This window comes from Streptomyces sp. NPDC056835, assembly GCF_042789485.1.
Classification (GTDB): Bacteria; Actinomycetota; Actinomycetes; order Streptomycetales; family Streptomycetaceae; genus Streptomyces.
On record NZ_JBHUBB010000011.1, the window covers coordinates 209823 to 227950 of the forward strand.

Sequence of the window (18128 nt, forward strand, 5' to 3'; positions counted from 1 at the left end):
CCGCGGGCGGCGACGCGCCGTCCGCGGCCCCCGGCCATGTCCACAGGTCAGCGCCCCCGCCCCGCGGCGCGGGCTCAGCCGGGGGAGCCGAGTCCGGCGTCCCTGGCCAGCAGGGCGGCCCGAACTCGGTTTCCGGCGTCGAGCGCCGTGAGGATCCGGCTGATGTGCGCCTTCACGGTGCTCTCCCGCATACCGAGCGCGGTCGCGGGCGTGGTCTGGGGCAATGTGCCCCCGGCGCGCGTCTGGCAGCTGAGCGCGCCCGCGACGACCGCTGACGGCTGACGGCTGACGGCTGACGGCTGACGGCTGACCGCTGACCGCTGACCGCTGACCGCTGACCGCTGACGGTACGTGGCCTATCCGTCGGTCGCGGTCGCGCCATCGTCCGGCGGCGCGGCGATGAGCCAGGTGAAGCGGGGGTGCGGGTACGGGCGGGAGGCGAAGAGTCTGCCGCCCTCCGCCTCGGCCAGCGAGCGGGCCAGCGCGAGGCCGATGCCGTGGCCCGTGGCGTCCTGCGGGCGGCGCTCGAAGAGCGGCCGGTCATCGGCGATTCCCGGCCCCTCGTCCTCCACGTCGACGGCGAGTACGCCGCCCGTGTCGCGGACACGTACGGTCACGGTCCCCCTGCCGTGGCCGCACGCGTTGGCCAGCAGGACATCGAGGATCTGCCGGGCCGCGCGGCCCGACCCGGCGCCCTCGGGCAGGTCGTCCTCCGCCAGAAGCCGCAGCCGCCGGCCCTGGGCGGCCAGTTCGCCGTGCCAGCGGCGTGCGATGTGATCGAGGAGCGGCGCGGGGTCCAGAGGGGCCCGCTCGGGGGTTTCGCGCGCCAGGATGAGCAGATCGGCCAAGGTCGTCTCCATCGATCCGAGCCGCTCCAGCGCGGACGTCATCGCCCCGCACGGGTCGCCGTCGGCGCCCGCCGCCAACGACGTCTCAAGATCGAGACGTACCCCCGTCAGCGCCGTGCGCAGCTGGTGCGACACATCGGCGCTGAAGGACCGCTCGCGCCGCAGGAGCTGATCGACCCGTCCCGCCGTGCGCGCCAGGGCGCTCGCGACCGCGTCGGTCTCCGGTATCCCCGACGGCTCGGCCCGCGCCCCGAGATCTCCGCTCTCCATCCGGCGTGCCGTACCGGCCAGTTCTTCCAGCGGACGGGCCAGGCGTCTGCTGGAGCGGAGCGAGAGGACCACTCCCGTACCGACCGCGAGACCGGCGAGTGCCAGCATGCCGCTCCAGGTCAGCGCGGTCCGCCGGAGCGGCTGCGAGGCCGGGGCGGTGACCCGGACCATGGCCCGTACCCGCTCCGCGCCGCCGACGGGCACCGCCACCACCAGGCTGTCGTCCATCCGCCGCGAGGAAGCCCGGCCCTGTGCGGCGGCGCGCACCGGACCGTCACCCGCCCGGGGGCCGTCGCCGAGGACGCGCCGCGCGCCGGGGTCGTAGACCGCGATACGGGTGCCGCGCTCGGCCCGGGGCAGCTCGACCGGGTCGGAGCCCCGTGGCCGCGCGGGTTGCACGGCGGGTTCCACGGGCAGGCTCACCGCGACCTGTTCGCCGAGCTGCTGCAGCTCACGTACCTCGTCCTGCTGGTAGAGCCGCGGCACCACCATGCCCAGCGGCACGGCGAACAGCAGCACCGCGCACACCACCGCCAGCACGGTCGCTCTCAGGATGCGACGCCGCACGGCCCGCTCCTCCCTACGACGAGGCGGCGCCCAGGAGAATCACGGACCGGCCGGAGGACCCGTCGGAGTACCGGGTGGTTCGAGCCGGTATCCGAACTGCCGCAGCGTCGTGATCCGTACGAGGTCGCCCAGCTTCCGGCGCAGCGCCGCCACATGCACATCCAGTGTCTTCGTGGGGCCGAACCAGTTCTCGTCCCACACATCGTTCATCAGCTCCTCGCGGCTCACCGCCTGCCCCGCGCCGAGCGCGAGGCGCACCAGCAGGTCGAACTCCCGTGGCCTGAGGGGCACTTCGCCCCGCGTGGCGGTGGTACAGCGCCGTGCCGTTCTGTCGATCAGCAGGGGTCCCAGCCTGATCCGCGTCGGCCCTTCGTGCTCGCCCGGCGCGGCGCGCCGCAGATGGGCCGACACCCGCGCCTGGAGTTCGGCGAGCCGAAACGGCTTGGTGAGGTAGTCGTCGGCGCCGCACTCCAGGGCCTGGATGACGTCCATCTCGGCGGTACGGGCGGTCAGCACGACGAGGACCGCGTCCGGCGCGCGCTCGCGCAGCCGACGGCAGAGCGCGAATCCATCGATGTCGGGCAGCCCGAGGTCGACGAGAAGCAGTTCGGCGGGCCGCCGCGTGACGGTGTCAAGCGCGGACTCCCCGTCGGGGCACCACCGGGTGTCATGGCCCAGTACGCGCAGTGTGCCGATCAGCCCGGTTCCGATGGCCGGGTCGTCCTCGACGACCACGATGCGTGCCGCCATGTCACCCACTGCCTCGTGTCCGGGGGAGGAAGCGGCGCGTGACGCCGAGCCGACGAGCCCGCCCTGTCCGTGCCGCACTCGGGGCCGGTGCGGCCCCGGCCACGATGGTGGACCCGCGAACCTGAACGCCACCTGAACGTCTCGCCGGGGGCTGGGCCCTGTCTGACAAATACGCCGTCCGCCCGTGGGGCGGGGCTCGCGGCGTCCGGTGCGTGCGATCGCGAGGCGGAGGGTCGTCCGCGTACTGGACGTACGTGGACGAGCCCGACAACGGAGGGGGTCCCTCCCGTGCCCTTGAGGCAACGGGGGAAAGCATGCGTGCCAGGCGTCGCGAGCCAGGCGGGATTTGTCAGACAGGGCCTGGGGCAGGGCTCCGAACGGGGTACGCCCGTCCGGTGGCGTCCGGGGCATACTGGCCGGGTGACCACCCACCGTGTCCTGATCGTCGAGGACGACCACGGCCTGCGCGATGTACTCGCCCGGGGCCTGCGCGACGAGGACTTCGAGGTCGCCACGGCGGCCGACGGCGCCGGCGCGCTGCGCCGCGTCGATGCCCGGGTGGACGCCGTGGTGCTGGACATCGGACTGCCCGACTCCGACGGCCGCGATGTCTGCCAGGCCATGCGTGCCGCCGGGATCACCGCGCCGGTAGTGTTCCTGACCGCGCGCGACCAGCTCACCGACCGGCTGTCCGGGTTCTCCTCGGGCGGGGACGACTATCTCGCCAAACCCTTCCACCTGGCCGAGCTCGCGGCGCGTATCCGTGCGGCCCTGCGTCGTGCCGGACGGGACCCGTCGATCGATACGGGCGGGCTGCGGCTGGATCCGGTACGGCACGAGCTGACCGCGGGCGACGCGGGCGTGTCCCTGACACCGACCGAGTTCCGGCTGCTGGCCTGTCTGATGGCCGCTCCCGGCACGGCGGTGCGTCGCCGGGCTCTGCTGCGGGCCGGATGGCCGGAGGGCGCCCAGGTCAGCGAGAACACCCTCGATCAGTATCTGACCCGGCTGCGCCGCAAGCTGCGCGAGGCCGGTGCCTCGCACGGCATCAGCACGGTACGGGGCGTCGGCTACCGGTTCACGGCTACCCCGGCAAGCGCGGAAAGCACCGCATGAGAAGGCCCGGCGGACGCGGATGAGCGTACGGACCACCGCGAGGCGCCCGCGCGGACTCCCGCGTGGGTTTCCCTCGCCCCGCACCCTGCGGGGCCGGCTCGCCCTGGTCGCCCTCGTCACCAGCGCGCTGTGGGTCGCCGTCCTGACCTCCGCGTTCAACCTGGCCCTGAACGGCAGACTGCACGCGCAGGCGGATGACGTCCTGCGGACCCGGGCGGAGGCGGTCGCCGCGACGATCGAGCCCCGGCCGGACGGCCGCTTCGTCATCCACGAACCGTCCGAGGATCAGGCGCTCGACACCGGAGTGTGGATCTACCAGGGGCGGCAAGCCATCGAGAAGCCGCCCGGCGCACCGGCGGCGCTGCGGCAGCGGGCCGATCGGCTGGCCGGACAGGCAGACACGTTCACCGACGTCACCGACCCGAGCGACACGCGGCTCTACGCCCTGCCGGTCAAGGACGCCGACGGCCACAAGCAGGTGGGCACGGTCGTCACGTCGGTCGGCCTCGATCCGTACCGCAGTACGGCCGACTCGGCCCTCACGGCGTCGATCGTGCTCGCGGTACTGCTGCTGGGCACGGTCTATCTGCTGACACGGCTGGTCGTACGCCGCGCACTGCGGCCCGTGGGGCTGATGAGCGCGCAGGCCGCCCTGTGGAGCGAGGAGGGCACCGCCCGGCGCTTCGGCACCGAGAGCCGTCCGGCGGAACTCGCCTCGTTCGCGGCCAATCTCGACGAACTGCTCGACCGGCTCGCGGCGGTGCTGCGCCATGAGCAGCAGCAGAGCGCCGAGCTCTCCCATGAGCTGCGCACCCCGCTGGCGCGGATCACGGCGGAGACGGAGTGGCTGGTCAAACGCCCGCGGGACGCCGCGGAGCAGCGCGTCTCGCACGAGGCGATCGCGAGCGCCGCGGCCACCATGCGGCAGATCTGCGAGAGCCTGCTCTCCGAGGAGCGCACCCGGGGCTCGGCGGTCCCGGGCCGCTGCCGGCCGCTCGATCTGGCGCGGACGCTCGCGGAGCGTACGGCCGCGGATCACCCGGGCTCACCGCCGGTGCTGGTCCGTGGCACCCCCGCGACGGCCGGTGTCTCGGAGGCCGTCGCGGAGCGCATCCTGATGCCGCTCCTCGACAACGCCCGGCGCTATGCCGTGCGCTCCGTCGTGATCGAGTGCGCGGCGGTGCCGGGCGCGGTCGAGGTGAGTGTCGCCGACGACGGACCGGGGGTACCGGAGTCGTTCGTGGACTCGCTCTTCGAACCGGGCCGCCGCGCCGCCCCCGGCGACGGACACGACGGCGCTGGTCTGGGCCTGGCGCTCGCCCGGCGGCTGGCGCGCGCCGCGGGCGGGGAGATCACGTCGGCGTCCACCGCGACCGGGTCCGGTTCCATGCCGGGAACCGGACCCGGCGCGCGGTTCACCGTGCGTCTTCCGGCAGGGTGAACCGGTCGCGTACGTGCTCCCCGGCGTTGCCGCCTCCGCCGACGCCGTCACTGTCGTCGCCGAGCGGCGCCACGTCCCTCTTGCTGCGTGTGAGATAGACGACCAGCCCGAGGATGACGGCCAGAAAGAGCAGGCTCGTCCCGACCGTCCCGAGGCCGAGCCCGCCGTCCGCGTGCGCCTGGGAGAGATAGTCGCCGAGGGAGGCGCCGAGCGGGCGGGTGAGGACGTACGCGATCCAGAACGACCAGACGACGTGGAAGTCGAGCGTGAAACGGGCGACCGCCACCGCGGCGATCAGCACCGCGAACATGATGGCGGACACCCAGTACCCGAGACCGAGGCGCTCGGCCACGAGATCGCCCGCCGAGGTGCCGAGCGCGAAGGTGAAGAGGATCGCCGACCAGTAGAAGGCCTCCCTCCGCCGGGTGTGAATGGTGTGGATGGACAGCGACCGCTCGCTCGCGTACCAGGCGATGAAGGTCACGGCCAGTGCCAGGGCGAACATCCAGGTGGTCGTCTCCAGCGGGACGCCGAGATTGTCGGTGAGGTTGTCGCTGACCAGCGTCCCGACGACGCTGATCAGGACGACGGACAGCCAGTACAGGGACGGCACGTAGGCGCGCGCCCGGAACTGGAAGAAGAGCGCGACGACCAGCAACGCCCCCATCACATAGGAGGTGTTGGTCAGGCCCAGGCCCAGATTGGCGTTGAGCAGGTCCGCCGCGGTCTCCCCCACGGTGGTACAGAGGATCTTGATGACCCAGAAGTACAGGGTGACCTCGGGGACTTTGTTCCTCGTCCGGCGGTTTCGCGGCCCGGCTCCCACCGCGTGCTTGTTGGTTGTCATGCTCGGGAGGCTGGCAGTTCCTACCTGAACGCTTCCTGAGTGAGCCGTCGGCCGCCGGCCGAGGAGACGTACGGCCCGGGGTGTGTCGCGGTGCCCGCTTGCCGCGGGTCGCCCTGCGCCGCAGGCTGGAGGTATGGCTGTTCCCGCGTCCGCCGCGCCCGCCACAGAGACCATGGACGGCTGGGCCGTCGAGACCCCAGGACCGATCAGCACCGGACGGCCGCTGGTCCCTGTCAGCCGCCGCGTGCCCGTCCCCGGCCCCGGCGAACTGCTGCTTCGGGTGGAGGCGTGCGGTGTCTGCCGTACGGATCTGCATCTGACCGAGGGCGATCTCACCCCGCACCGCCCGGCGTCCATCCCCGGCCATGAGATCGTCGGCCGGGTGAGCGCCGTCGGCGAGGCGGTGACCCGGTTCCGTACCGGCGACCGGGCCGGCGGGGCCTGGCTGCGCGGCACCTGCGGGACCTGCCGCTACTGCCGGGCGGGACAGGAGAATCTCTGCCCCCAATCCCTCTACACGGGATGGGACGCGGACGGCGGCTTCGCCGAACTGGCCATCGTCCCCGAGGCGTTCGCCTACCGGCTGCCGGAGAACCAGGACGCCGCGCTGCTCGCGCCGCTCCTGTGCGCCGGGATCATCGGCTACCGCTCACTGCGCCGCAGCGCGCTGCCTCGCGGCGGGCGTCTGGGGATCTACGGTTTCGGTGCCTCCGCCCATCTGGCCGCGCAGGTGGCGCTGGCCGAGGGCGCCACCGTCCATGTCCTGACCCGGTCGGAGCGGGCACGTGAACTCGCCATGGAGCTCGGCGCCTCGTCGGCCGGTGACGACCGGGACCGGCCGCCGGAGCCGCTGGACTCGGCGATCCTGTTCGCGCCGGTGGGTGACCTGGTGCCGGTGGCGCTGGAGGCCCTGGACCGGTCGGGCACGCTCTCGATCGCCGGGATCCATCTCTCCGACATTCCCGCACTGAACTACCAGCGCCATCTCTTCCAGGAGCGGAATCTGCGCAGCGTCACCTCCAACACCCGCCAGGACGGGTACGACTTCCTCGACCTGGCCCGGCGCATCGGCATCCGCGTCACCGCCGAGCGCTATCCGCTGAGCCAGGCCGACCGGGCGCTCGGCGACCTCGCGGCCGGGCGGGTGAACGGCGCCGCGGTGCTCGTACCCGGCTGACGCGGGTACGTACAGACGCGGGTACGTACACAGGCACGCACCGGGCGGTTCGAGCTCACCTACCGGGCAGTTCGAGCCGGCGCGTGGTGCCGGGGACGATAATGGACTCGACCCCGCCGAGCACCACACGTACCGGACCGTCGCTCCCGTCCGGCACGGCGATCCGTACCCGCTCGGCGCGGATACGCAGATCCACGTCCCAGTGGCTGCGGTAGCGGATGCCGACCCCGAACTTCGACAGCTGGGGCAGCGGCGCCGGATCCAGCCACAGCGCGTTGTCCCGGGTCTCCAGCCCGGTCAGCCCGCGCTGTACGAAGTCCAGGGTGCCCGCCATGGCGCCGAGATGGATGCCCTCCGCCGTGGTGCCGCCCTGAACGTCGGCCACGTCCCCGGCAAGCGCCTCCTCGGCGAAGGCCCACGCCTCGTCGCGGCGGACCCGGGCCAGCACCCACGCGTGGACGAGGGAGCTGAGCGTGGATCCGTGGCTGGTGCGGGCGAGGTAGTAGTCGACGGTGGCCCGCCAGGAGTCGTCGTCGAGCCGGTGACCGAGCTGCCGGAAGAGCCCGGCGAGTTCCCGGGGCGAGAAGAGATAGCCGAGCATCAGCACATCGGCCTGTTTGGACGCCTGATAGCGGTTGGCCGTGTCCCCCTCCGCCTCCAGGATCCGGTCCAGCCGCCGGATGTCGCCGTAGCGCCGCCGGTAGCCCTCCCAGTCGAGTTCGGCGAGGTCCCCGTATCCGGCGAACTGGCTGATGACCCCCGCGTGGTACGGCACATGGAGCCGGTGGGCGATGTCGTCCCAGCCCTCCTGTTCCGACGGTGCGAGCCGGATGCGGTCGAAGAGCTGCTGGCGGTGCGAGAGGGGCAGGGTCCGGCAGAGTTCGAGGGCCCGGGTCAGTACCCACGCGGCGGTGACGTTCGTATAGGCGTTGTCGTCCAGTCCCGGCACGGTGGCATCCGGGTAGCCGTCGTGGTACTCGTCGGGACCGACGACACCGCGGATGCGGTACCGCTCCAGCGCCGGGTCCCAGACCGCGCTGCTCGCCCAGAACCGCGCGATCTGGAGCAGCGTCTCCGCGCCGTCGGTGTGCAGGAACTCCGTGTCGCCGCTGGCCTGGCAGTACTGCCATACGTTGTACGCCACCGCTGAGCCGACATGGTGCTGCAACCGGGAGTGGTCGGGCAGCCAGCGGCCGGAGCGCGGATTGAGATGCAGTTCCTGGGTCTCCTCGCGCCCGTCGCTACCGCTCTGCCAGGGGTACATCGCGCCCCGCCTGCCCACGCTCCGCGCCGCGTGGACGGCCGCGGGCAGCCGCCGGTAGCGGTAGCCGAGCAGGGACCGGGAGACCTCCGGGAAGTGCAGGTTCAAGAACGGCAGGACGAACAGCTCGTCCCAGAACACATGCCCGCGGTACGCCTCGCCGTGCAGCCCTCTGGCCGGCACGCCGGCGTCCAGTCCCGCCGTGTGCGGGGAGAGGGTCTGGAGTACGTGGAAGAGGTGCAGCCGCAGGATCCGGCCCGCCTCGCCGGGCACGTCCAGCGCCGCCTCCCGCCAGACGCGCTCCCAGGCGCGGTGGTGCGAGGCCAGCAGCCGGGGGAAGTCGGCGGCACGCCGTACCTCCTGGACGGCGGTGGTCCACGGGCCGCTGATCGCCGGGTCACGGGAGGTGTACAGCGCGACCGTCTTGTCGACGGTCACCGTCTCGTCGCGCCCGACGGGGATCGTGAGGGTCTGGACGGCCTGTCCGGCGGTGAGCCGCGTACGGGGCGCGGCGGCACGGCGGTCGGTGACGCGGGTACGCGCGGCGAGCGCGATCCGGATGTCGGAGTTGACGGTGCGGCACCGCAGCCACACCACGGTGTCGTCGCGCTCGGCTCCGGTGCGCAGATGGGTCAGATGCCGGTTCGCGAGATCGCCGTACCGCTCCACTCCCGCGTTGCGCACATCGCCGTCGAGACCCGACTCCACCTCCACCGTCCCGGCCCAGCCCTCGGCGGTGAACGAGGTGCGCTGCGCGGCGAGATGTGGTTCGCCCATGTGCACCAGCCGGCACTGCTCCACGCGCAGCCGGCGCCCGGCGCCGTCCTCGTACACCGACCAGCGGGTCAGGGTGCCGTGCCGCAGGTCCAGGCTCTGCCGGTGGGTGAGGAGATGGGGGCCGTCGGGTGAGAGCCACGGTCCCGGTGCGCCGCCTTTGGGGCGTACGCGGTAGCGCAGCGGGAGCCAGTTGGGCAGATTGACCATGTCCTCGTTCTCGACCTGACGGCCGGCCACGGTGGAGATGAGCCGGTTGTAGCAGCCCGCCGCGTACGTGCCGGGGTAGTGCGCCGGTCCCTCGGACGTCTCCGACGCGGCGCCGCGGGTGCCGAAGTAGCCGTTGCCCAGCGTGCACAGCGCCTCGCGCAGCCGCTCCGCTTCGGGGTCATAGCCCTCGTAGGTCCAGGTCCAGGCGCGTGTGGTCACCCGCTTTCCCCGTTCACGCTTCTCCCGTTCACACCTTTCCCGTTCACGCTTCCCCCGTTCACACTGCTCCGGCTTTCCTCTTCGGTCAGCAGCTCTCCGGGGTCGGCGACCACCACATCGGCGCCGTGCCCGCGCAGCTCGGCCGCGCTCGTGCGCCCGGCCGTCCGGTCGACGCCGATCACCAGGCCGAACCCGCCGCGCCGGCCGGCTTCGACACCGGCCGGCGCGTCTTCCACGACGGCCGTGTCCCGGGCCGGAAACCCGAGGCGGCGCGCGGCCTCCAGGAAGAGCGCCGGGTCGGGCTTGCCCGGCAGCCGCAGCCGGCCCGCCTCGTTGCCGTCCACCACGGTCCGCAGCAGACCGAGCACACCCGCCGACGTCAGCAGCTCCGTCGCGTGCCGGGACGCCGAGACGGCGGCGTACGGCACCCGCGCGGCGGTCAGCGCGTGGAGCAGGCGTACGGTCCCCGGCCAGGCCTCGACGCCGTGCTCACGCAGCCGCCGTGTGAACAGCTGTCCCTTGCGTGCCGCGACGGCTCGGACGGTGGCCGTTCCCGGTCCGTCGGCGGGATCGCCGAGGGGGAGGTCGAGTCCGCGCGCGTTCAGGAACGCCACCGCCCCGTCCTCGCGGGACTTGCCGTCGACATAGCGGCGGTAGTCGTCCACCGCGTCGAAGGGCTCTCGAACGCCCGCGGCGGACAGACACGCGTCGAACGCGCCCTTCCAGGCCGCGGCGTGCACTCCGGCGGAGTCGGTGATGACCCCGTCGGTGTCGAAGACCACGGCCCGCACGGAGCGCAGACACGGCGCCAGGGCCGGCGCGCCGGTCATGGCCCGGCCCGTCCGTGCCCGGTCCGTCCGTGCCCGGCCCGTTCGTACCCGGTCCCTTGGAGGAGGTGGCCCATGGATCCATGGCACCACGGCTGACGGTCACGAGCACGGCAGGACCGGGCGGAGCACGCACATGCCGCACGGTGACGACCGCGTCCCCCAGCAGTGGTCCGGCCGGGGCGGGCGGGTCCGTCCCACGACTACGGCAGGAGCCTCCAGACCCAGGGCAGCCGAGTGAAGCGGATGGTGTCGTGATAGGTCCGCAGCCCCGTCTCGTACAGCAGGCCGACCGTCCCCGAGCCGGTCTGCACCAGGTCCGAATAGCCGGCCCGCTCCCGCGACACCGTCCACACCGGTCGCCATGACCACCCGCCGTCGCCGCTGGCCCGCACCTGCATCCGGATCCGCTCCTCCGCGTCCGAAGGACCGGAGTACAGCAGCGGCTCGTGCCGCGTGAGGCCGCGGACCTGGAGCACGCTGCCCTGCACGACGGGCCCTTCGATCAGCGGCTGGGGCCGGAACGGGACGGAGAGGGTCAGGCCCCCGTCGTCGCTGTAGGCGTCGGCCCGTGAGCCCTCGGTCGTACGGTCGTGATCACGGGCGTTGATGTAGACGCGGCCGTCCGGCAGCTCCGTCAGCGTGCTCTCGTTGAGCGCCAGCGGCTCGGCGGCCCCGGGGCTCAGATAGCCGACGCGCCAGCTGCGACCGCCGTCGTCGCTGACGATGGAGTGCGCGCCGCTGCGGGCCGCGGGGCCCGCGCTGTGGTTCGCGGGCACCAGCAGCCGTCCCCGGTGGGGGCCGTGGCGCAGCGCCACCGCGTGCCCGGGACCCACCGCGTACCAGCGCCAGTCCGCGGCCTTGACCGACGCCGTGATGTCCTGCTGCGGTGACCAGCTGAGCCCGCCGTCCGTGCTGCGCTGTACGTACACCCGGCGGACGGATCCGGCGACCGCGCCCGCCACCACCTGGCTCTTGGTCGCGCCGCCGATCGTCCGGCAGGTCACGAGCACCACGTCCCCGCTGTACGGATCGATCACCGGCGCGGGGTTGCCGACGGTGTCCTCGCCCGCGTCGGCGACCACTTGGAGCGGCTGCCAGGTGCACCCTCCGTCCAGCGAGCGCCGGAGCACCAGATCGATGTCGCCGTCGTCGGCGGCCGAATCGCGCCGCCCCTCGGCGAACGCGAGCAGCGGCCCGCCCGGCACCTGGAGAGCGGCCGGGATACGGAAGGTGTGATAGCCGGAGGTCCCTGACTCGTACGGCACGGAGAACTCGCAGGACGAGGGCCGCGCGGCGCTCGGGGCGGCGGGCCACAGCGCCATCGCCGTACTGATCAGGAGAAAGAGCGGGAGAAGCGGCGATCGGCTGATTCTGACGGCACGGAGTCTCATCGCGTCCCTCGGCTGGTGTGGCGGATGCGTGCGCGGGTCCGCGAGGAACATAGCGGCACGAACAGCACGCCTTCCGGTCGCCACGCGTGCCGGGACACCTACAGGTGAAGGTCGCGGGCCGCCGCCGAGGGTGCGGCGGGCGGCTCAGCCGGTGGTGACGTCGTCGTGGTCCGTGCTCGTGGCCACCTTCCGCCATGTCTCCAACTCGTCGTGGACGAAACGGAGTTTGTCTTCCACCCGGGCCACGCTGTCCGCCCCCAGCTGGATTCGCAACGGGGCCCGTTCGCTGCCGCCGAGGTCGACGATGACGCGGGCCGCCTTGACCGGGTCGCCGGGCTGGGCGTGGTTGTGGTCCACCGCGCCGGTCCGGGTGCCGCCCGAGGTGGCGGCGTAGTCGTGGATCACGTTCGCCTCGGTGTGGAGGCTGGAGCCGTCCAGGAAGTCCGTACGGAAGCGGCCCGGTTCGACCACGGTCACCTTGATGCCGAGCGGCGCGACCTCGGCCGCCAGCGCCTCGGACAGGCCCTCGACGGCGAACTTCGTGGAGGCGTAGACGCCCCAGCCCGGCCCGGCGGTGAAGCCGCCGACCGAGCTGATGTTGACGATGTGTCCCGACCGGCGCTCACGCATCCCGGGCAGCACCGCGCGCAGCACATTGAGCGTGCCGAACACATTGGTCTCGTACACCGCCTTGGCCGCCGCGTCCGAGACCTCCTCGACCGCGCCGAGCAGTCCCCGGCCCGCGTTGTTGACCAGTACGTCGATACGGCCGAACCGCTCCGTCGCGGCGGCGACGGCCGCGTGCGCCGCGTCCGCGTCGGTGACGTCCAGGGGAAGCGCGAGCAGGGCGTCGCCCGCGTCCGGGAAGAGGGACCGCACGGTCCGTGGATCACGGGCGGTGGCCACGACGTCGTACCCGGACGCCAGGGCGGTGCGGGCGATCTCCGCACCGAATCCGCGCGAGGCACCTGTGATCATCCAGACGCTCATGGCTGTGGCTCCTTACCCGCGACCGCGACCACGACCGGGACCAGCGGCCGACGGTCATCGACAAGTGGAGCGTACGAGGCGCCGGAACAGCCCGCGAATCCAGCGGCAGATGGACGAGATCAGCGCGCCCTGACGCCCTGACCTGACGCCTTGACGCCCTGACGCCTTGACGCGGGCCTAAGACGTCTCCCCCGCCCCCTCCGCGTCGGCAGCGGTACGGCCGGCCAGCCGTTCGTATCGCTGCCTCGCCGCTTGCGGAGTGCCGAGACCGAGACCGAAGGCGATCTCCTGCCAGGTCATCTCGCGACCCCGGGCCATCTTGAGGAGTCCGGCCTCCAGTTCGTCCATGTCACCGCGCGCCAGGGGGATCAGGCTCAGAGCGGCGGTGATGTCGGCGTGGTCCACCGCCGGCTCGCCGTCGTCCGGCCGCGCCGCGCCGCTGAGCAGGAACGACACCAGCCTGATGGCCTCGTGCGGCGCGATGACGGAGGGATGGACCTGTCGCCGGCGCTGCTCGTCGGTGGCCGCGTGCCGCTCGGCGATACGGAACAGGGAGGCGGCGGCGCGGTGCGCGCGCGCCTGCTCCGGGTGCGGAGGGGTGAAGGGGTCGGTGGGCTGACCGGAAGTCGATGACATACGACCAGGATCGGCGACACACAAGTTGATGTCAACCAGTCGTTGTAAACGTTCTGTTCACGCAGGGCTGGTGGAGTGAGCGAATTCCGTTCGTGAGGGAGGAGCTTCGGGGATCACCCCCAAGGGGAACGCCTCGAAGGGGAACGCCCGAATGGGAACGCCCCGAAGGAGAGCGTCCGCCGAGGGTGAGGTACGACTTGCCGTCAGGTCCGTGAATCCGCTCACGTCCGTCGCTCAGCAGGAGGCAGCTCATGTCACGTCCGGTCACCATCGTCACAGGCGGCAGCCGAGGGATCGGCGCCTCGACGTGCGTCCGGCTGGCGGCCGACGGGCACGATCTGGTTCTTGGCCACGTCAGCAACGACGCGGCGGCCGAGGAGACGGCGGCGGCCGTCCGTGCGACGGGGGCGCGCTGCGTCACCGTACGGGTGGACACCTCCGAAGAGGCGGACGTGGAGCGACTGTTCGACACCGCCATGACCGAACTCGGGCCGGTGACGGGCCTGGTCAACAACGCCGGTGTGACGGGCCCGCTCGGCAGACTCGCCGATACGAGGACCGCCGACCTGCGACGGGTGATCGACGTGAACCTCCTGGGCTATCTGCTGTGCTGCCGGCGCGCCGCCCGGGACATGGCGGCGCTCGGCTCCGGCGCCATCGTCAATGTCTCCTCGGCGGCGGCCACCCTCGGCGCCCCCGGCGAATATGTGCACTACGCGGCGACCAAGGCGGCCACCGACGCCCTGACCATCGGTCTGTCCAAGGAACTCGGCCCGAACGGCATCAGGGTCAACGCGGTCGCGCCCGGCGTCATCAACACGGAGATGCACGCCGCGATGGGGGATCCCGACCGTCCGGCGAAGGCCGCCGCCGGGATCCCGCTCGGGCGGCCCGGGGAACCCGCCGAGATCGCCGCCGCCGTCGCGTGGCTGCTGTCGGACGACGCCTCGTACACGACGGGGACGGTACTGAGGGTGTCCGGGGGCCGGTAACACCCGCCGCCGACCGCCCCCGGCCCACCGCCCCGGCCGACGGCGCCGACCTCGCCATGCTCGACGGCGCGGAAACGACCGCCGTCAGCCTGTCTTCCCGTCCAGCCGGAACGCGCGGATGTCCGTCCCTCCGGAGACCGTGTACACGGCACCGCCGAGCGTCATCGGGCGGCTCTCACCGGCGCTCTCCGCGATGTTGCCCTTCGGTTCCGCGGTCCACAGCGGCCTGCCCGTGGTCGCGTTGAGCACCGCCACCCTGCCCTTGCCCACGGGTACGAGAAGCCGGTTGCCGGGCGCGGGGGCGGGGGCGGCGAAGCCGACGCCCTTGGGCAGTGGGCGGCGCCACATGAGCTTGCCCGTACGGAAGTCGTAGGCGTACGCGGCCGATTCGTCGGAGGCGTAGAAGACATCGTCGGCGAATGTGCCGGTGCGGACCTCACCTTCGACGTCAATGGGGTCGAGGTCGCTCTTCTCCGGACTCTTCGGGTCGTACCGCACGACGCGACGCGGCCCGTCGTCACCGTCCGCCACCAGGCAGTACACCTTGGCCGAGGGCACTTCGCAGCGCAGAACGGAGCCCCGGAAGCTGATCTTCCAGAGCTGTTTGCCGCTTTCCGCTCCGTACCCCGCGGCGATGGTGCTGTCCCCGTACGCCTCGGTCGTGACGAGGACGCCCTCCCCCGCCCACAGCGCCTGTCCCACGCCCGGCGAGGGACCGTCCACGGTCCACTTCTCCTTGCCGGTGGCCGCGTCGAGGGCTCTGAGCGCCGTCGCCCCGCCTTGGGGGGCGTCGGCCATGAAGACCGTGTTCCGGCCGTCGTAGGCGGGGTTGGCGAACTGCCTGTAGTGCTTGGCCCAGCGTGGCTCGCCGTCGGTGGTGGCGAGTCCCGTGAGCCGCGACTGAGCACCGGAGAACCGGACGGAGGTCCAGCCGATCACGGTGTCACCGCTGACACCGGCGATGCCCTGGTCCATGTAGCCATGGCCGTCGGGGTAGTCCCGCTTCCAGCCTTCGGCGCCGGTGGAGGGGTCGAGCTCGACCGCTTGGCGGTAGGAGGTCGCGCAGTAGACGCCGCTGCTCGCCGCCGCGCAACTGCCTGTGCCCAGCTCGTATATGCGCCCTTCGAGCGTGATGCGCCTGGTCCACTCCCGGAATCCGCCGGGCGGGTCGGGGACGGGGCCGAGGGCGTCGGTTCTGGGCGACGGGGAGGGCGTGGCGGAAACGGAGGAGCCGGGCGACGCGGTCCCGGCCGCCCCGCCCTTGTCGCCGGCCCCTTCGCCTTGGCCGTCGCCCTGACTCACGACCCACAGCGAGCCCGCCACGACGGCCGCCAGCGTGACGAGGGCGAGGGCGGTACGCCGCCGGGGGAAGGTGGCCGAGGGGCGTTCCGGGGCGGGCGGCTCGGGGGACGTGGTCGCGGGTGCGGGTGCGGGTGCGGGTGCGGGTGCGGGTGCGGGTGCGAGGTGTGTATCGGCCCGCGCGAAGGCGGTCAGCCGCGGCGCCGGGCCGGGCTCGGCGACCGGCGGAGCGGCCGACCGGGCGGCCCGTTGAGCGGCCGGCTCGGTGACCGGCTGACCGGAGGGCTCAGTGACCGGCCCGGACTCCCGCGCCGGTGCGCTCGCGGTGGTGACCTCCGCCTCCGGCCGTACCTCGGGAAGCGGCTCCTCCGGCGCCTCCGGCTCCTCCGGCTGTGCCGGTGATCCCGTACCCGCCGTCCGCGACATCCCCTCCTCCGTCTGTTTGAGGAGCCGGCCCACCGTGGGGCGTTCGCCCGGGTCCTTCGACAGACAGGGGACGATCAACTCCCGCAGCTCGTCCGGGAGTCCGGCGAGGTCCGGCTCCTCGTGCGTGACCCGGTAGCCGCACACGAACGGGTCGGTCGCGTCGAAGGGGCCGTGCCCGGTCGCCGCGAACACGAGGACCGAACCCAGCGCGAAGACATCCGTGAACGGTCCCGTCGCTTCGCCCGCGCGGAACTGCTCGGGCGCCATGAACGGCGGTGTGCCGACCACCAGACCGGTGCGGGTGAGCGGATCGCTGTCCACCGCCCGCGAGATCCCGAAGTCGATGACCCGCAGCCCGTCCTCGGCGAGCAGCACATTGGCGGGCTTGAGGTCACGGTGCACGAGACCGGTCCGGTGGATGTCGCGCAGCGCCTCCGCCAGGCCGGCCGCGAGGATCCGTATCTCCCCCGCGGGCAGCGGACCGTCGTCCGCCACGCGCGCGTGCAGCGTACGTCCGGGCACGAACAGCGTGGCCAGCCAGGGCTGTTCGGCCTCCGGATCGGCGTCAAGCACGGGCGCGGTAAAGGCCCCGCTGACACGCCTCGCCGCTTCCACCTCGCGGCGGAACCTGACGCGGAACCCGTCGTCCTCGGCGAACTCGGGCCGGATCATCTTCACCGCGACCTGGCGTCCGGAGACAGACCGCCCGAGATAGACGACGCCCATGCCACCCGCGCCCAGCCGCGACACGAGCCGGTACTCGCCGACGGAGCGTGGATCGTCCCCCCGCAAGGTCACCACTGCCCCCATGAGTCGTCCGGCTCGGTATCGAGACCGGTCGTGGCAGTCGGCCCCAAGCGAAACCACCCTACCGGTGGGCGAGTTCAGTGAGGGCGCGGGCGAGGGGAAGGGGAAGCGCGCTCGTCCTCGCTCGGTTCCGCCCGCGCGCCCGCCGGCAGATCAGCGAGTTTGCCCGGGGCGGGGAACGATCAGCACGGAGGCGTCGGCGGAGTCAGCGCTCGGCGGTGCCGGACCGTGCCGGCGCCACCGCGGTCGTCGCTTCGGCTTTCCGTGGGACGCCATCGGCGAGGGCGACGTCGCGCAGTCCGAGGCGCAGGTGTTCGACGTGGAACAGCGCCTGGTCAAGGAGCTCGGCGACGTGATGGTCGTACAGGGCGTAGATGATGGAGCGCCCCCGGCGCTCGCCGGTGACCAGCCCGAGATTGCGCAGCAGCCGGAGCTGGTGGGAGCAGGCGGACTGCTCCATCCCGACCGCTTCGGCCAGCTCACCGACCGCGCAGGGGCCCTCCTGGAGACGAGCGAGGATGTACAGCCGCGATGGGGTCGCCAGCGCCTGAAGGGTGGAGGCGACATCGGCCGGCCCCACGGCGTCGAGCCGCTCGCGGGTGCTGGCGTCGTTCCCGCTCTCTGTCCCATGGCCCATGGGGGCCATTCTAGCGACGCCCGGCGCGGAGCCGCCGGGCCTCCATGGCGGGCCTACGAGGTCACGCCAGGGGCGGCGCGGACGGCGGCGCGGAGGGCGGGGCGGTGGTGAGGGCGCCCGGGAGCTGCCCTCCGTCCGGCGGGCTCAGCGTCCCGCGCGCCGCGTCGATGAACTCCGACCGCGCGTGGTCGAGATCATCGGGCGAGGGACTGCCACGCAGGCAGTCGTCCAGCCGCTGTGCCGCTCGGGAGACGTCCTCCGGTCCCTCCAAGAGCACCGCGACGAGGGCCCGTTGCAGAGCGGGGCGGTCGCCGGGCTGATCGTGGCCGGTCCTGCGGGACAGACTGATCACCTCCGCGGATTCGAGGAACCGCACATACGTCTGTCGGCGCAGGTCGAGCACCCGTACCGCCCGCTGCTCCTCAAGGGTCGCCCGTACGGTGTCAAGCACCGCGTCCGCCTGCCGGTCCCCGGCGTGCCGTGCCGCCTCCGCCTGTCTGCCGCCCGCGGTGCGGGTGAACCACCCGGTGATGAGGCTGCCGACCAGTGCCGAGCCCGCCGCGATCAATGCGATTCCCCACTCACTCATGGGGCCACATTCTTCACACCGGCACGGTCCCGCGCAGAGGGATACGGATAT

Annotated in this window: 15 protein-coding genes and 1 pseudogene; 4 read left to right on the forward strand and 12 right to left on the reverse strand. The window is 72.6% G+C overall.

Annotated features, from left to right (window positions below; genetic code table 11):
* Positions 1-74: 74 nt before the first annotated feature.
* From ACFRMN_RS15375 to ACFRMN_RS15385, 3 genes and pseudogenes are all read right to left on the reverse strand, one after another.
* A pseudogene (locus ACFRMN_RS15375) lies at positions 75-206 on the reverse strand (LuxR C-terminal-related transcriptional regulator); the annotation flags it as partial.
* A 150-nt stretch (positions 207-356) separates the two neighbouring features.
* Positions 357-1685, reverse strand: coding sequence for a sensor histidine kinase (locus tag ACFRMN_RS15380; protein WP_383018965.1), 1329 nt, complete (start codon positions 1683-1685; stop codon positions 357-359).
* Positions 1686-1724: 39 nt separating this feature from the next.
* On the reverse strand, positions 1725-2435 hold the full coding sequence (locus tag ACFRMN_RS15385; RefSeq protein WP_383018967.1) for a response regulator transcription factor: 711 nt from the start codon (positions 2433-2435) through the stop codon (positions 1725-1727).
* A gap of 420 nt (positions 2436-2855) precedes the next feature.
* On the opposite strand from ACFRMN_RS15385, the gene ACFRMN_RS15390 reads away from it, so the two are divergent.
* Both ACFRMN_RS15390 and ACFRMN_RS15395 read left to right on the forward strand, forming a co-directional pair.
* Entirely contained in the window at positions 2856-3551 is a 696-nt protein-coding gene (locus tag ACFRMN_RS15390) for a response regulator transcription factor (RefSeq protein WP_383018969.1), read from the forward strand.
* A 19-nt stretch (positions 3552-3570) separates the two neighbouring features.
* On the forward strand, positions 3571-4992 hold the full coding sequence (locus ACFRMN_RS15395; protein ID WP_383018972.1) for an ATP-binding protein: 1422 nt from the start codon (positions 3571-3573) through the stop codon (positions 4990-4992).
* On the opposite strand, the gene ACFRMN_RS15400 is transcribed toward ACFRMN_RS15395, so the two are convergent.
* Entirely contained in the window at positions 4967-5839 is an 873-nt protein-coding gene (locus ACFRMN_RS15400) for a hypothetical protein (RefSeq protein ID WP_383018974.1), read from the reverse strand. The genes ACFRMN_RS15395 and ACFRMN_RS15400 overlap by 26 nt on opposite strands.
* A 172-nt stretch (positions 5840-6011) precedes the next feature.
* Here ACFRMN_RS15400 and ACFRMN_RS15405 point away from each other — a divergent pair, with 172 nt between their 5' ends.
* The gene (locus ACFRMN_RS15405; RefSeq protein ID WP_383019094.1) at positions 6012-7016 is read left to right on the forward strand and encodes a zinc-dependent alcohol dehydrogenase family protein; all 1005 of its coding nucleotides are present in this window, start codon (positions 6012-6014) and stop codon (positions 7014-7016) included.
* 55 nt (positions 7017-7071) lie between these two features.
* Here ACFRMN_RS15405 and ACFRMN_RS15410 read toward each other — a convergent pair whose 3' ends face one another.
* From ACFRMN_RS15410 to ACFRMN_RS15430, 5 genes are all read right to left on the reverse strand, one after another.
* Positions 7072-9480 (reverse strand): glycoside hydrolase family 65 protein, encoded by a 2409-nt coding sequence (locus ACFRMN_RS15410; RefSeq protein WP_383018977.1) that lies wholly within the window; start codon positions 9478-9480, stop codon positions 7072-7074.
* A complete protein-coding gene (locus tag ACFRMN_RS15415) occupies positions 9477-10310 on the reverse strand; it encodes an HAD family hydrolase (RefSeq protein WP_383018979.1) in 834 nt (277 codons plus the stop codon). Before ACFRMN_RS15415 ends, ACFRMN_RS15410 begins: the two co-directional genes overlap by 4 nt.
* A 200-nt stretch (positions 10311-10510) precedes the next feature.
* Positions 10511-11632 (reverse strand): exo-alpha-sialidase, encoded by a 1122-nt coding sequence (locus ACFRMN_RS15420; RefSeq protein WP_383018981.1) that lies wholly within the window; start codon positions 11630-11632, stop codon positions 10511-10513.
* 213 nt (positions 11633-11845) lie between these two features.
* Complete coding sequence (locus ACFRMN_RS15425) at positions 11846-12691, reverse strand: oxidoreductase (RefSeq protein ID WP_383018984.1); 846 nt, start codon at positions 12689-12691, stop codon at positions 11846-11848.
* A gap of 177 nt (positions 12692-12868) precedes the next feature.
* A complete protein-coding gene (locus ACFRMN_RS15430) occupies positions 12869-13327 on the reverse strand; it encodes a DNA-binding protein (protein WP_383018986.1) in 459 nt (152 codons plus the stop codon).
* A 251-nt stretch (positions 13328-13578) separates the two neighbouring features.
* On the opposite strand from ACFRMN_RS15430, the gene ACFRMN_RS15435 reads away from it, so the two are divergent.
* A complete protein-coding gene (locus ACFRMN_RS15435) occupies positions 13579-14319 on the forward strand; it encodes an SDR family NAD(P)-dependent oxidoreductase (RefSeq protein WP_383018989.1) in 741 nt (246 codons plus the stop codon).
* A gap of 84 nt (positions 14320-14403) precedes the next feature.
* On the opposite strand, the gene ACFRMN_RS15440 is transcribed toward ACFRMN_RS15435, so the two are convergent.
* From ACFRMN_RS15440 to ACFRMN_RS15450, 3 genes are all read right to left on the reverse strand, one after another.
* Positions 14404-16842 carry a PQQ-binding-like beta-propeller repeat protein gene (locus ACFRMN_RS15440; protein WP_383018991.1) on the reverse strand — a complete coding sequence of 813 codons (2439 nt, stop codon included), beginning with the start codon at positions 16840-16842 and terminating at the stop codon, positions 14404-14406.
* 214 nt (positions 16843-17056) lie between these two features.
* Positions 17057-17488 carry an ArsR/SmtB family transcription factor gene (locus tag ACFRMN_RS15445; RefSeq protein WP_383018994.1) on the reverse strand — a complete coding sequence of 144 codons (432 nt, stop codon included), beginning with the start codon at positions 17486-17488 and terminating at the stop codon, positions 17057-17059.
* A gap of 61 nt (positions 17489-17549) precedes the next feature.
* Positions 17550-18077, reverse strand: coding sequence for a hypothetical protein (locus tag ACFRMN_RS15450; RefSeq protein WP_383018996.1), 528 nt, complete (start codon positions 18075-18077; stop codon positions 17550-17552).
* Positions 18078-18128: the final 51 nt, after the last annotated feature.

What these genes read in the sequence shown, in the direction of transcription:
- ACFRMN_RS15385 (WP_383018967.1), bottom strand. Translation starts at nt 2,435, where the DNA reads ATGGCGGCACGCATCGTGGTCGTCGAGGACGACCCGGCCATCGGAACC.
- ACFRMN_RS15400 (WP_383018974.1), bottom strand. Translation starts at nt 5,839, where the DNA reads ATGACAACCAACAAGCACGCGGTGGGAGCCGGGCCGCGAAACCGCCGG.
- ACFRMN_RS15450 (WP_383018996.1), bottom strand. Translation starts at nt 18,077, where the DNA reads ATGAGTGAGTGGGGAATCGCATTGATCGCGGCGGGCTCGGCACTGGTC.
- ACFRMN_RS15405 (WP_383019094.1), top strand. Translation starts at nt 6,012, where the DNA reads ATGGACGGCTGGGCCGTCGAGACCCCAGGACCGATCAGCACCGGACGG.
- ACFRMN_RS15395 (WP_383018972.1), top strand. Translation starts at nt 3,571, where the DNA reads ATGAGCGTACGGACCACCGCGAGGCGCCCGCGCGGACTCCCGCGTGGG.
- ACFRMN_RS15435 (WP_383018989.1), top strand. Translation starts at nt 13,579, where the DNA reads ATGTCACGTCCGGTCACCATCGTCACAGGCGGCAGCCGAGGGATCGGC.
- ACFRMN_RS15420 (WP_383018981.1), bottom strand. Translation starts at nt 11,632, where the DNA reads ATGGCGCTGTGGCCCGCCGCCCCGAGCGCCGCGCGGCCCTCGTCCTGC.
- ACFRMN_RS15415 (WP_383018979.1), bottom strand. Translation starts at nt 10,310, where the DNA reads ATGACCGGCGCGCCGGCCCTGGCGCCGTGTCTGCGCTCCGTGCGGGCC.
- ACFRMN_RS15430 (WP_383018986.1), bottom strand. Translation starts at nt 13,327, where the DNA reads ATGTCATCGACTTCCGGTCAGCCCACCGACCCCTTCACCCCTCCGCAC.
- ACFRMN_RS15425 (WP_383018984.1), bottom strand. Translation starts at nt 12,691, where the DNA reads ATGAGCGTCTGGATGATCACAGGTGCCTCGCGCGGATTCGGTGCGGAG.
- ACFRMN_RS15445 (WP_383018994.1), bottom strand. Translation starts at nt 17,488, where the DNA reads ATGGGCCATGGGACAGAGAGCGGGAACGACGCCAGCACCCGCGAGCGG.